Here is a 12,624-nt window from a genome sequence, read left to right as displayed (position 1 = left end):
GTAGCTTGGCGGGTGGAGTATAGCTGCCGGGACTCAGGTCCCAAGGAAACGACGGCTCCGTCCCCAGGGCCGCACGATCGGATGACAGGAGAGCAGGCGATGAACGGCAACCCTCAGCAAGGCTTCGGCGCCAGGGCCATGCGGACCCTCACGCGGTTGGTGGTGACGCTGCTCGTGCTGGCGATGGGCGGCGCGGTGGCGTTCCTGCTCTCCCAGCTCAACGCGCGCACCTTCACGCTGGCGGTGGACAGCGGGCAGCTCATCGTCATGAAGGGGCGGATGCTGCCCTGGGGTGCACTGCCCTTCCGGCCGAGCGACGTAGGGCTGGCGGACACGTACGCCCCCATCCCGCTGGAGAACCACGACGTCCCCGCGAGCCTCCTCACCCAGCGCTTCAGCGAGCGGGACGAGCTGGACCGGGCCCTCTTCACCCAGCTGGAGGCGCTAGCCCGGCCGCGCATCGCCTCGGACGAGCCGCCCCGGGTGGAGCGCGGCGTCTACTACCTGCGACGCGCCGAGCGCCTCACCGGCCTCAGCGAGGAGCAGCGCACCTCTCTCAAGCGGATGCTGGCGGAGGTGGCCTACTACCAGGCCCGGCAGCGCATGGAGGACGCGCGCAAGCTCATCGCCGAGGCGCTGGCCCAGCTCCGGCTTGCCTCCGAGAGTGACACCCGGCACGCACGCAGCGCGAACCAGATGCTCTCCCAGGTGGAGCCCGCCGCCAACGCCCTGGAGGAGTCCCTCCGCAAGGCCGTCCACACCCTCAGCGCGCCCCCGTCCCAGGAGCAGGCCCCGGCCCCCACCCCCACCCCGCCCGCGGCCCCTACCGCCGGCGGAGAGCCCCAGCCCGCCCCTCCAGACCAGCCCCTGAGTCCGGATGCAGGCAGTGCCCCCCCCTGAGCCTCCCTCCCCTGAAGAGCGTGTTTTCGAAGGCCTGGAGTGGTCGGAAATGAACGCGTGGGAACGGCCTCGAGGCTTGCCTGGATTCCAGGAAATTCTTCACTCCTGGGACGTGCCACGAATCCGTCTCGGCGGGTGGGTCAGGCCCACCTCTTGCTGGGGTCCTGACGCGTTGCGCGCACGTGTCGAAAGAAGCGTTGGATACTGATCATAGATTGCAAGGGTCGGGCCCAGGCATCCCCTAGATCTCGCGTTGACACCGGTCGGGGCCCCCAATAGGTTGTGCGTCCCCGTCGGCCCCCCTACCCCTGTAGGGAGCGCCCCTCGGGCCACAAGAAACCAACCTTTCAAGGACACGACGAGCCCCCTCGGTCTCCGAACGGGAGGGGTCCGTCCTGTCGTGTCTTCACTGGGAGTGCGCTACTCGTGACCGTCGAGATCCCCACCTCGAAGCCCGCTTCTGTCGTCCCGCCCATGCCCGCTCCGGCCGCCGCGCCGCAGACGCCCGCCAATGAGCTGGCCCCGACGATGATGCGGGTGCGCAAACGCAACGGCAATGCGGAGCCGGTGGACCTCAACAAGATCGTCCGGGCGGTGAGCCGCTGCTGCGTGGGCCTCTCGCGGGTGGACGCGCTCCGGGTGGCCACCAAGACGATCAGCGGCCTGTATGACGGGGCCACGACGAAGGAGCTGGACAGCCTGTCCATCCAGACGGCCGCGGCGCTCATCGTCGACGAGCCCGAGTACGCGCGCCTGTCGGCCCGGCTGCTGGCCACCTACATCCAGAAGGAAGTCTCCAACCAGGAGATCCACTCCTTCTCGCAGTCGGTGGCGGCGGGGCACAAGCACGGGCTCATCGCGGACCGGCTGCTGCAGTTCGTGCAGACCAACGCGCGCAAGCTGAACGCGGCCATCGATCCGGCTCGCAACGACCTGTTCGAGTACTTCGGCCTGCGCACCGTCTATGACCGCTACCTGCTGAAGAACCCGCAGACGCGCGAGGTCATCGAGACGCCGCAGGACTTCTTCCTCCGGGTGGCGTGCGCGCTGACGGACTCGGCCAAGGACGCCATCGAGCTGTACCGGCTGTTCAGCTCGCTGGAGTACCTGCCCAGCTCGCCCACGCTGTTCAACTCGGGCACGCGGCACGAGCAGCTCTCCAGCTGCTTCCTGCTGGACTCGCCGGCCGACGAGCTGGAGGCCATCTACAAGAAGTACACGGACGTGGCGATGCTCTCGAAGTTCTCGGGCGGCATCGGCGTGGCGTACCACCGGGTGCGCGCGCGCGGCTCGCTGATCAAGTCGACGAACGGGCACTCCAACGGCATCGTCCCGTGGCTGAAGACGTTGGACGCGTCGGTGGCGGCGGTGAACCAGGGCGGCAAGCGCAAGGGCGCGTGCTGCGTGTACCTGGAGACGTGGCACGCGGACATCGAGGACTTCCTCGAGCTGCGTGACAACACGGGCGACGAGGCGCGCCGCACGCACAACCTGAACCTGGCCAACTGGGTGCCGGACCTGTTCATGAAGCGGGTGGAGCAGGACGCCGAGTGGTCCCTGTTCGATCCGAAGTCGACGCCGCACCTGACGGACCTGTACGGCGAGGCCTTCGAGAAGGCGTACGCCGAGGCCGAGGCCAAGGGCCTGGCGGTGCGCAAGGTGAAGGCCAGGGATTTGTACGCGCGCATCATGAAGACGCTGGCGCAGACGGGTAACGGCTGGATGACCTTCAAGGACATCAGCAACCGCAAGAGCAACCAGACGGCGAAGGACGGCAACGTCATCCACCTGTCGAACCTGTGCACGGAGATCCTCGAGGTGACGAACGCCTCGGAGACGGCGGTGTGCAACCTGGGCTCGCTGAACCTGGGCCGGATGATGGTGGACGGAAAGTTCGACTTCGAGCGGCTGCGGGCCAACGTGGCGCTGGCCATCCGGCAGCTCGACCGGGTGATCGATCTCAACTACTACCCCATCCCGACGGCGGCGGAGTCCAACCGCAAGTGGCGCCCGGTGGGTCTGGGGCTGATGGGCCTGCAGGACGTGTTCTTCCAGCTGCGGCTGCCGTTCGACGCGCCCGAGGCCCGCGCGCTGTCGAAGAAGATCTCCGAGGAGATCTACTACGCGGCGCTGACCGCCTCGTGCGAGCTGGCCGAGCAGCATGGGCCGCACCTGACGTTCCCGGACACGCGGGCGGCGCGGGGCGAGCTCCAGTTCGACGCGTGGGGCGTGGTGCCCGAGGACAAGGCGCGCTGGGACGCGCTGCGCGCGCGCATCCAGAAGTCGGGGCTGCGCAACTCGCTGATGATCGCGATCGCGCCCACGGCGACGATCGCGTCCATCGCGGGCTGCTACGAGTGCATCGAGCCGCAGGTGTCCAACCTCTTCAAGCGCGAGACGCTGTCGGGTGACTTCCTGCAGGTGAACAAGTACCTGGTGCGGGAGCTGCAGGCGCTGGGGCTGTGGAACGAGTCGATGCGCTCGCGGCTGAAGCTGTCCGAGGGCAGCGTGCAGGACCTGACGGAGCTGCCGGCGGACCTCAAGGCGGTGTACCGCACGGCGTGGGAGATCCCCATGCGCTCGCTGATCGACATGGCGGCGGACCGGGGCGCGTTCATCGACCAGAGCCAGTCGCTGAACCTCTTCGTGGAGGCGCCGAACATCGGGAAGCTGTCCTCGATGTACTTCTACGCTTGGCAGAAGGGGCTGAAGACGACGTACTACATGCGCTCGCGTCCTGCGACGCGCATCGCGAAGGCCACGGTGGGCACTCCGGCGGGGGCGAGCATCACCTCCACGCCGAACATGCCGGCGGCCAGCGCGGCTCCGGTGGCGGCCCCCACGCCCGCTCCCGCGGTGACGGCGGCGCCCGAGGCTCCGGTGTACACGGAGGCCGAGGCGGTGGCCTGCTCGCTGGAGAACCCGGAGATGTGCGAGGCCTGCCAGTAGGCCGCCGCTCCCCTGCCCTTCCTGGTTGACCTGGGGCGTCCCTCTGTTTCGCGAGAGGGGCGCCCTTTCCTTCGCTTTCTCCTTTTCGAACTTCACTTCAGAGGATGCCGACGATGCTGCTGGACCCCGGGATGAACCTCACGCTGCGCCCGATGGCCTATCCGGCCTTCTTCGAGATGTACCGGAACGCCATCAAGAACACGTGGACGGTGGAGGAGGTGGACTTCTCCACGGACCTGGTGGACCTGCGCAGCAAGATGACGGACGCGGAGCGGCACCTGATCCACCGTCTGGTGGCGTTCTTCGCGACGGGCGACTCCATCGTCGGGAACAACCTGGTGTTGAACCTCTACAAGCACGTGAACGCGCCCGAGGCGCGCATGTACCTGTCGCGCCAGCTCTTCGAGGAGGCGCTGCACGTGCAGTTCTACCTGACGCTGCTGGACACGTACGTGCCGGATCCGGCGGACCGGGCCAAGGCGTTCGCGGCGATCGACAACATCCCCTCCATCCGGCGCAAGGCACAGTTCTGCCTCAAGTGGATGGACTCCATCAACGACCTGAAGGAGCTGAAGACGAAGGAGGATCGGCGTCGGTTCCTGCTGAACCTGATCTGCTTCGCGGGGTGCATCGAGGGGCTCTTCTTCTTCGCGGCGTTCGCGTACGTGTACTTCCTGCGGAACAAGGGGCTGCTGAACGGGCTGGCGGCGGGGACGAACTGGGTGTTCCGGGACGAGAGCGCGCACATGGCGTTCGCGTTCGAGACGATCAAGGTGGCGCTGCAGGAGGAGCCGGACCTGTTCGACGCGCAGATGCGCTCGGACGTGGAGGAGATGCTCCGCGAGGCGGTGGAGTGCGAGACGCTGTTCGCGCAGGACCTGCTGAGCGGCGGCGTGGCGGGGCTGTCAGCGCAGGAGATGCGGCAGTACCTGGAGTACGTGGCGGACCAGCGGCTGACGATGCTGGGCCTGGCGCCGATCTTCCACGTGAAGAACCCGCTGTCCTTCATGGACCTGCAGGACGTGCAGGAGCTCACCAACTTCTTCGAGCGTCGCGTGAGCGCCTACCAGGTGGGCGTGGGCGTGGGCGCCGCCAACGACGTGGTGCTCGACGCCGCGTTCTGAGCAAGGAGGGCGCTCCTGGCGCCCTTCCGCCGCTCCCGAAGCTCCAGCCTTCTACTTGCCCTTCATCACGCCGATGAAGGGCAGGTTCCGGTACTTCTCCGCGTAGTCCAGCCCGTAGCCCACGACGAACACGTCGTCGATGACGAAGCCCTTGTAGTCGATCTGGACCTTCGTCCGGGCCCGCGACGGCTTCTCCAGCAGCGAGGCCACCTTCAAGGACGCCGGGTGGCGCGCCCGCAGGTTCTCGAGCAGGAAGCTCATCGTCAGCCCCGTGTCGATGATGTCCTCGATGACCAGCAGGTGCTTGCCCGCCATCGGCTTGCTCACGTCCGTGGTGATGCGCACCTCGCCCGTCGTCTCCGTCCCGCCCTGGTACGAGGACACCCCCAGGAACTCCATCGTCAGCGGCAGATCGATGGCGCGCGCCAGGTCCATCGCGAAGAACGTGGAGCCCTTCAGCACGCACACCAACGTCAGATCCTTGCCCTGGTAGTCCCGGGTGATCTCCGCGCCCAGCTCGCGCACCCGCGCCTGGACCTTCTTCTCGTCGATCAGCGTCCCGACATCGCTCTCGTAGAAAGCCACGGCTCGTCCCCTACACGTACGCGTTGTTCATGATCTCCCCGAAGCCGCCGCCTCCGGGAACGATGTACTGCCGCTCGTCCAGCCCCCGCTCCTTGTCCCAGTGCGTCCCCGGCTCCGTGCCGAACACCTCCGGCGGAGACAGCCCCCGGTCCAGCCGGAGCGCGTAGATCGTCACGTCCGGGTGCTCCGTCGTCAGCCGCCGCAGGTACTCCGGTGTGACGATCAGGTTCAGCGTGATGATCCGCCGAGGCTTGCCCGGCACCTTGTTCTTGTAGAGCGAGATGGCCGTCGACAGGCTGCCCCCCGTCGCCCCCATCGGGTCCGGGAACAGCACGATGGCGTCGTCCACGTCCCCGCCGATCTTCGCCCCGCCGATGTTCGAGCCCACCACCATGTGCTCGGCGTCGATCATCCGGCTCATGATGATGTGGTCCTGCCGCACCAGCGTCGGATCCACCGTCACGTTCAGCAGGTCGTACGTCACCTGCGAGGGCAGCGTGCCCGCCCGGGCGATGTTCACCGTCACCACGCGCGTGTGCGCGTCGATGACCTCGCCCTGGAAGATGCCCTGCGGCGTCGAGTCCACCATCCGCGTGGGGATGGCCACCATCTTCCGCGGGAACTCCGCGTTGATGACCGTCTTCACCAGATCCGCGTACAGCAGCTCCACCAGGCGGTTGATCTGCGGCTGCACCGTCCCCTTGGCGCACAGCGTCGCCAGCTGCGAGAGGAGAAAAGGATTTCCCACCAGGTGAACCTGCGGGCCATACCGGTGGGAGATCTCGTTCAACCGGAACGGGACGTTCGCATAGAGAGTGTCGCGCATCGGACCCTGCCCTTCCTGAGTCAGTCGAACAGCTTCAGCGTCTGCGGCGGCGTGGCCTCGGCGGCCTCCGCCACGTGGCACTTGCGGCAGCGCGCCTCGTAGGCCCCCGCCGCCCCCACCACCACCCGCTCGCCCCGAGCCTCCAGCCGCTGCGAGCGGTTGGCCGGATTGCCGCACACCACACAGATGGCCAGCTCCTTCGTCACGTACTCAGCCACCGCCAGCAGCTGCGGCATCGGCTCGAAGGGCCGCCCCTGGTAGTCCTGATCCAGCCCCGCGCAGATGACGCGCAGCCCCTTGTTGGCCAGCGCCTCGCACACCTGCACCACCTCGGGCCCGAAGAACTGCACCTCGTCGATACCGATCACCTGTGTCTCAGGCGACAGATGGTAGAAAATTTCTTCAGCCCGCTCGATCGGCGTGGACACCAGCTTGAGCTGGGAGTGGCTGACCACCTGGGTCTCGTCATAGCGGTCATCGATCTTCGGCTTGAAGACCTGGACGCGCTGCTTGCCGTACACGGCGCGCTTCACGCGGCGGATCAACTCCTCCGTCTTGCCGGAGAACATCGAGCCGCAGATGACCTCTATCCACCCGATATCTTTGGGGAATTGGTGCACGAGATGATCCCCGTCCGAGGGGCGGAGGGCGCGCGGATACTCATGCACCGCCACCCCGGAGTCAATGATCGCGTGACCGCCCCGAGCCTGTCTCGGCCCCCCGCATCCGCCGTCGTGCCTGCGCCTACCTGGTGGGGCCTGCGGCGCTGGCAAGACTCTTGAAGGGCCTACCCGCAGGATTCTCACGGGGAGGTGCGGGGTGGCGGCGACGGTACAGACGGTACAACAGCAGGAGCGGAGTTTCTGGGCGGGGCTGGGGTCCTTCTACCTCTCGCCGGCATCGGTGGCCCTGCTGGTGCTCAACCTGCTGGATGGGCTCTTCACCCTGACGTTCCTCCAGCTGGACGTGGCCGAGGAGCTCAACCCGCTGATGCGGGTAGCCTACGAGAGTTCCCCTCTGGTCTTCATGGTCTCCAAGCTCATCATCGTGAACGCGGGGCTGACGCTGCTGTGCCTGCACCGCACCCTGCGCGCCAGCCGGCTGGCCATCCGAGCAGGCGCCCTCATCTACGCCATCATCAACGTGTACCACCTGGCATTTCTGGCCCACCTGGTACGCCACTGGCCCCACCTCGCATGACAACCGCACAACGTACTGAGTAGCGAAGGACTTGCATTTCGGGGTCGCTCTGTCCCAGGCTTCCCTCCAACACCGCTCTTTCGGGTTCTGGTGGGGGGCCACATGAACATCACCGACGTCAGGGTGTTTCCCGTCGCAGAGGACAAGCTGAAGGCCTATGTGACAATCACCCTGGATCACTGCTTCGTCATCCGCGACCTCAAGGTCATCCACGGCGCTTCCGGGCTCTTCATCGCGATGCCCGCCAAGAAGCGCAAGGATGGCACCTACAAGGACATCGCCCATCCCCTCAATGCGGACACCCGCAGCGAGATGGAGCGCATCATCCTTCACGAGTACGAGAAACAGACGGCCATGGGAGGGGTCCACATGCACAATGTCATGGCGGCCGCCGAGGCCGACTAAGGCGCTTCCCTTGCGGGCGGCGGCGGGTTAGTAGCGCGCTCATGCCGCCCGCCCATGACTTCAAGGTGTTCTCGGGCAGCTCCAATCCGGGGCTGGCCCATAGGATCTGCGACTATCTGAAGAGGCCCCTGGGCAAGGCAACCGTGGGGCGGTTCTCGGATGGGGAGATCCACGTCGAGATCGGCGAGAACGTCCGTGGACAGGACGTGTTCATCATCCAGTCCACCTGCCCGCCGGCCAATGATCACCTGATGGAGCTGCTCATCATCTGCGACGCCCTCAAGCGGGCGAGCGCGGGCTCCATCAACGCGGTGATGCCCTACTACGGCTACGCCCGGCAGGACCGGAAGGTGGCCCCGCGCACGCCCATCACCGCCAAGCTGATCGCGGACATGCTCGAGGTGGCCGGCGTCACCCGCGTGGTGTCCATGGACATGCACGCCGGGCAGATCCAGGGCTTCTTCAACATCCCCTCGGATCACCTGTACGGCTCGCCGGTGTTCCTCGAGGATCTGCGCAAGCGCTTCCCGGACACGCAGGACCTGGTGATCGTCTCGCCGGACGCGGGCGGCGTGGAGCGCGCGCGCGCCTACTCGAAGCGGCTGAACACGGGCCTGGCCATCATCGACAAGCGGCGCCCGCGGCCCAACTCCTCCGAGGTGATGAACCTCATCGGTGACGTGAAGGGCAAGGACGCCGTGCTGGTGGACGACATGGTGGACACCGCCGGCACGCTGGCCCAGGCGGCCGCCGCCTTGAAGGACAAGGGAGCGCGCCGGGTGGTGGCCTACGCCGTCCACCCCATCCTCTCGGGGCCCGCCATCCAGCGCATCACCGACTCGGTGCTGGAGGAGGTGGTGTTCACCGACACCGTGCCGCTGGCGCCCGCGGCCCTGGAGTGCCCGAAGATCAAGGTCCTCACCACGGAGAAGCTGTTCGGCGAGGCCATTGCCCGCATCCACCGGGCCGACTCGCTCAGCTCCCTGTTCGTCTAGGCGCGCGCTCGGCTGGCGGGCGGCTTGACTCCGCGCCCGCTGGCTGGCATGTGCCACCTCCACTCCACCGGTAGCCTCGAGAGGCGCCGTCTTCGGGGCCCGCCATCGGGGCGGGATGCCGAGGGCGCCGGGCGATCCGGTGGGCACTCGCAGTTCCCCGAAGAGGCATTTCCATGTCTGTCGACAAGAGCACCCTCGAAGCCAAGAGCCGTGAGGGCGCCGGCAAGGGCGCGGCCCGCAAGCTGCGCGGCCAGGGCCTGGTTCCCGCGGTCGTCTACGGCAAGCACCTGCAGGCGCCGGTGCACGTGGCGGTGGACCCGAAGTCCATCCGCCAGTCCATCAACACCCCGCACAAGTTCAACACCCTGATCACCCTCAAGCTGGACGGCGCTTCCCATCAGGTCCTCCTGAAGGACTACCAGATGGATCCCGTCACCCGCGAGGTGCTCCACGCCGACTTCATCGCGGTGAAGGACAACGAGCAGGTGAAGGTGAACGTGCCGCTGGTGCTCACCGGCAAGGCGATCGGCACCGCGGACGGTGGTCTGCTCACCCAGGCCCGCCGCGAGCTCGAGGTGTGGGCGCTGCCGCAGGCCATCCCGGAGAAGATCGAGGCGGACGTCACCCACCTCAAGATCGCCATGGCGCTCCACATCAACGACATCAAGCTCCCCCAGGGCGTGTCGGTGAAGACGAACGTCAACTACACGCTGGCCGTGGTCTCCGCGCCCGAGCGCGAGGAGGCTCCGCAGGCTGCTGCTGCGGCGGCGGCTCCGGCGGCGGGTGCGGCCGCGGCTCCGGCGGCGGCCAAGGGCGGCGAGGCCAAGGCGGGCGAGGCCAAGGCGGGCGATGCCAAGGCGGCAGCCGGCCAGGCCAAGGCCCCGGCGAAGAAGTAAGCTCTCGCTGGTTCGTCCGAAGCGGGGCTGGCCTCTCGGGGCCGGCCCCGTTTTCTTTAGGAGCCTCCCATGAAGCTCATCTGCGGGCTGGGCAACCCGGGGCGCGAGTACGAGCGGCACCGGCACAACATCGGGTTCATGGTGGTGGAGGCGCTGCTCCCCCGAGCCCGGGCGGAGCTGAACCAGGAGAAGTTCCAGGCCAGGGTGGGCCAGGGCTCCCTGGGCAGCGAGCGCATCCTCTTCGTGGAGCCGCAGACGTACATGAACCTGTCCGGCCGCTCGCTGGCCGAGGCCGCGCGCTTCTACAAGGTGGCCGTGGAGGACATCCTCGTCATCCACGACGAGCTGGACCTGCCCTTTGGCCGGCTGCAGCTCAAGGCGGGCGGAGGCACCGGCGGGCACAACGGGCTGAAGAGTTCCGTGCAGAGCCTGGGGGCGGACGGCTTCATCCGCCTGCGCTTCGGCATCGGCAAGCCGGAGGGCCCCAACGCCAAGGAGCGCGTGGCCGGCTACGTGCTCTCCGGCTTCGATGACGGGGAGCGGCGCCAGCTCGAGGAGTTCATCGGCCGGGCCGCGGACATGGCGGAGACGTGGGCACGCGAGGGCCTCGCCACCGCCATGAACCGCTTCAACCGCAAGGCCTGAGCCCTCCGCCGGCTACCGCCGCTTGGCCCGGCCTCCCGCCTTGCGCCGGGAGGCGGGCCGCCGGACCGTGCGGGCCGCCTCGAGGGACGGGTTCTTGATGGGCGACAGCCGCGGCAGCTGGGGCAGTTCGAGGTCCACGATGGGCAGCGGCTTCACGGGCTTCACGGGCAGGGGGACGAGGGGGGCCGTGGTCTTGAACTGCTCGGCGTAGGGCTTCAGCAGGTCCACGTCCAGGCCCCGGTTGGAGAGGCCCTGGTACGCGGTCTCGGACTGGCCGAAGGCCTCATACCAGTATTCCTCGGCGATCACCGCCTGCTGCTCCCGGTTGAAGCGCTTCAAGTCATTGCCGCGCGCCCGGAGCATGTCGTCCGTCACGCTGTAGCCCTCGCTGCCGAGCTGCGCCTCGATCGCCTGGATCATGTAGACCGGGCCGGCAATCACGCCCTGCCAGACGTGCGCCAGCTCGTGGATGAGCGTCTTCATGTCGATGTCCGCCGACGAGGCGAAGTTGATGACGTACATCGTCGTGAAGGGCCGGCTGCCGTTGATCAGGTTGATGAGGTCGGCCGGGAGCGAGGCCACGGCGACCTTCACGCGGCTCAGGTCGATCGTGTTTCCGTAGACGCGGGTGGCCTGGCGCTTCTCCTCCGCCGTCAGCTCCCGGTGCCCGCCCAGCACGTCCAGCAGCGTGGCCAGGGCCAGGGCCGCCACGCCGCCCGCGGCCTCCAGCGCCGCCTTCATGATGAGGAAGGGGCTCTTGCCCAGGGCGATGAGCCCCTCGAAGAAGCCCTTGCGGAACGCCTGGGCCACCCGATTGACGATGTCCGCCACCGCCTGGGCGAGTTGGAGCCCCGCCGCCAGCAGCCCCTCCAGCACCATGCGGATGGTGCCGAGCTGGTCCTTCATGAAGGCGACCAGGATGTCGGCGGCCTGCCGGAACGCCCGGTAGGCCCCCTCGACCATCCGCCGGAGCACCTGGCCCGAGTAGCGGACCAGCTCCGCGGCCACGTGGGCCAGCGTCTTCCCGGCGAGCTGGAGCCCCTTGTAGATGCGCTCGATGGCGGTCGCGGCCAGCTCGGCGGTGGCGTCGACGATCTCCCTCACCTGCCGGCCGAGCGCCACCAGCGCCCGCACCGTGGCGTGAGCGACCGAGGCGACCTGGTTGGCCACCGCCTGGATGATCTGCGCCACGCGCCGGCCAGCCGCGAGCACCTCGGCGACGACCTCGTTGACGGTGCTGGCCACCTGCGTCGCGGACCAGGCGAGCACCTCCACCAGCGAGCGGCCCGCGTCGAGCACGCCTCGGACGAACTTCCGCAGGGTGGCCGTGCCCTTCTTCACCGCCTCGCCGAGGATCTCCCCCACGCTACGGCCCGCGGCGATGAGGCCCTCGACGAAGTCGGCGATCTTGTCCGCCGTCCAGCCGGCCACCTTGCCGATGGCGTCGCCCAGGGACTTGCCCGCGGCCTGGAGCGCATCCCCCACCGTCTTCACGGCATCCTTGAAGAAGTCGACGATCCCGCCGAACAGTTCGACGCCCGGAGCCTGCGCCCGCTCGGTGCGGAGCACGTGGCCAGCGCGCTGGAACCACTCGGCCACATCCCCCATGTCGCCGCCCGCCTCGAAGTAGTCCTTCATGAACGTCCGGGCGTCCGCCTTGTCCATGGCGCCGATGTTGTGGATGACGAGCGAGCCCCTGCCCTGCAGCCGGAAGGCACGGCTCACCATCTGACGCTCCGCGGGCCCGGACCGCCGGGCCCACCGCATCAGCGGCTCGGACTCCTGCTCGGCCTCCGCGTCGTCGCGCCAGTTGGCGATGACTCCTCGGGTGAAGTTGAGGGCGCGGACCTGCGAGGACTGGAAGAGCGTGGCGACGCTGGGAGCCACGTCCGCCCGCTGGAGCTTGAGGGCGCCGACCTCGTCCCTGGCGGCGTCGGCCGTGTTCAGCCGGATGGACGCGAGCTTCTGGCTCAGCCCCACGGGAAGCTGCGGGGCAAGCACCTCGGCGCCGACGGCCGCCCGGGTAGCGCGCCTGGGCCTGGAGTTGTGGTTTCGCTTGGTGTTGGGCATGAAAATGACCTCGAAAATGGGTGGGTTTT

12 protein-coding genes are annotated in these 12,624 nt (G+C 67.8%); 8 read left to right on the top strand and 4 right to left on the bottom strand.

The features are described from left to right. Positions 1-99: 99 nt before the first annotated feature. From KY572_RS43515 to KY572_RS43505, 3 genes are all read left to right on the top strand, one after another. The gene (locus KY572_RS43515) at positions 100-900 is read left to right on the top strand and encodes an IF-2 protein (protein ID WP_224249690.1); all 801 of its coding nucleotides are present in this window, start codon (positions 100-102) and stop codon (positions 898-900) included. A 474-nt stretch (positions 901-1,374) separates the two neighbouring features. After that, positions 1,375-3,849 carry a ribonucleoside-diphosphate reductase subunit alpha gene (locus KY572_RS43510; RefSeq protein ID WP_224249695.1) on the top strand — a complete coding sequence of 825 codons (2,475 nt, stop codon included), beginning with the start codon at positions 1,375-1,377 and terminating at the stop codon, positions 3,847-3,849. Positions 3,850-3,962: 113 nt separating this feature from the next. After that, positions 3,963-4,973 (top strand): ribonucleotide-diphosphate reductase subunit beta, encoded by a 1,011-nt coding sequence (locus KY572_RS43505; protein ID WP_224249689.1) that lies wholly within the window; start codon positions 3,963-3,965, stop codon positions 4,971-4,973. 51 nt (positions 4,974-5,024) lie between these two features. On the opposite strand, the gene hpt is transcribed toward KY572_RS43505, so the two are convergent. Genes hpt through KY572_RS43490 form a run of 3 tightly spaced genes read right to left on the bottom strand, consistent with a single transcriptional unit; the run spans position 5,025 to position 7,004 of the window. After that, positions 5,025-5,558 (bottom strand): hypoxanthine phosphoribosyltransferase, encoded by a 534-nt coding sequence (hpt, locus tag KY572_RS43500; RefSeq protein WP_224249688.1) that lies wholly within the window; start codon positions 5,556-5,558, stop codon positions 5,025-5,027. Between the two features lie 10 nt (positions 5,559-5,568). After that, positions 5,569-6,384: a uracil phosphoribosyltransferase gene (locus KY572_RS43495; RefSeq protein ID WP_224249687.1), complete on the bottom strand. Its 816-nt coding sequence runs from the start codon at positions 6,382-6,384 to the stop codon at positions 5,569-5,571. Positions 6,385-6,404: 20 nt separating this feature from the next. Next, positions 6,405-7,004: a thymidine kinase gene (locus tag KY572_RS43490; protein ID WP_224249686.1), complete on the bottom strand. Its 600-nt coding sequence runs from the start codon at positions 7,002-7,004 to the stop codon at positions 6,405-6,407. 199 nt (positions 7,005-7,203) lie between these two features. Between KY572_RS43490 and KY572_RS43485 the strand changes: the two genes are divergently transcribed. The 5 genes from KY572_RS43485 to pth all read left to right on the top strand — a co-directional run bounded on the left by KY572_RS43485 (position 7,204) and on the right by pth (position 10,525). After that, positions 7,204-7,584: a DUF5658 family protein gene (locus tag KY572_RS43485; protein WP_224249685.1), complete on the top strand. Its 381-nt coding sequence runs from the start codon at positions 7,204-7,206 to the stop codon at positions 7,582-7,584. Positions 7,585-7,686: 102 nt separating this feature from the next. After that, positions 7,687-7,989, top strand: a complete 303-nt coding sequence (gene spoVG, locus KY572_RS43480) for a septation regulator SpoVG (protein WP_224249684.1) — start codon at positions 7,687-7,689, stop codon at positions 7,987-7,989. 41 nt (positions 7,990-8,030) lie between these two features. Beyond that, a complete protein-coding gene (locus tag KY572_RS43475) occupies positions 8,031-8,984 on the top strand; it encodes a ribose-phosphate pyrophosphokinase (RefSeq protein ID WP_224249683.1) in 954 nt (317 codons plus the stop codon). Between the two features lie 173 nt (positions 8,985-9,157). Beyond that, the gene (locus tag KY572_RS43470) at positions 9,158-9,880 is read left to right on the top strand and encodes a 50S ribosomal protein L25/general stress protein Ctc (RefSeq protein ID WP_224249682.1); all 723 of its coding nucleotides are present in this window, start codon (positions 9,158-9,160) and stop codon (positions 9,878-9,880) included. Between the two features lie 69 nt (positions 9,881-9,949). After that, on the top strand, positions 9,950-10,525 hold the full coding sequence (pth, locus tag KY572_RS43465; protein WP_224249681.1) for an aminoacyl-tRNA hydrolase: 576 nt from the start codon (positions 9,950-9,952) through the stop codon (positions 10,523-10,525). A gap of 12 nt (positions 10,526-10,537) precedes the next feature. On the opposite strand, the gene KY572_RS43460 is transcribed toward pth, so the two are convergent. Then, complete coding sequence (locus KY572_RS43460; RefSeq protein WP_224249680.1) at positions 10,538-12,595, bottom strand: hypothetical protein; 2,058 nt, start codon at positions 12,593-12,595, stop codon at positions 10,538-10,540. Positions 12,596-12,624 lie beyond the last annotated feature (29 nt).

The organism is Hyalangium gracile, from assembly GCF_020103725.1.
GTDB classification, from domain to species: Bacteria; Myxococcota; Myxococcia; order Myxococcales; family Myxococcaceae; genus Hyalangium; species Hyalangium gracile.
The sequence above is the reverse complement of the archived record's forward strand: the minus strand, read 5'-3'. Positions and strand labels throughout refer to the sequence as shown.

Excerpts from the sequence above, each read along its gene's own strand:
- KY572_RS43515 (WP_224249690.1), top strand. The coding sequence starts at position 100 with ATGAACGGCAACCCTCAGCAAGGCTTCGGCGCCAGGGCCATGCGGACC.
- KY572_RS43510 (WP_224249695.1), top strand. The coding sequence starts at position 1,375 with ATGCCCGCTCCGGCCGCCGCGCCGCAGACGCCCGCCAATGAGCTGGCC.
- KY572_RS43505 (WP_224249689.1), top strand. The coding sequence starts at position 3,963 with ATGCTGCTGGACCCCGGGATGAACCTCACGCTGCGCCCGATGGCCTAT.
- KY572_RS43495 (WP_224249687.1), bottom strand. The coding sequence starts at position 6,384 with ATGCGCGACACTCTCTATGCGAACGTCCCGTTCCGGTTGAACGAGATC.
- spoVG (WP_224249684.1), top strand. The coding sequence starts at position 7,687 with ATGAACATCACCGACGTCAGGGTGTTTCCCGTCGCAGAGGACAAGCTG.
- KY572_RS43475 (WP_224249683.1), top strand. The coding sequence starts at position 8,031 with ATGCCGCCCGCCCATGACTTCAAGGTGTTCTCGGGCAGCTCCAATCCG.
- KY572_RS43470 (WP_224249682.1), top strand. The coding sequence starts at position 9,158 with ATGTCTGTCGACAAGAGCACCCTCGAAGCCAAGAGCCGTGAGGGCGCC.
- pth (WP_224249681.1), top strand. The coding sequence starts at position 9,950 with ATGAAGCTCATCTGCGGGCTGGGCAACCCGGGGCGCGAGTACGAGCGG.
- KY572_RS43460 (WP_224249680.1), bottom strand. The coding sequence starts at position 12,595 with ATGCCCAACACCAAGCGAAACCACAACTCCAGGCCCAGGCGCGCTACC.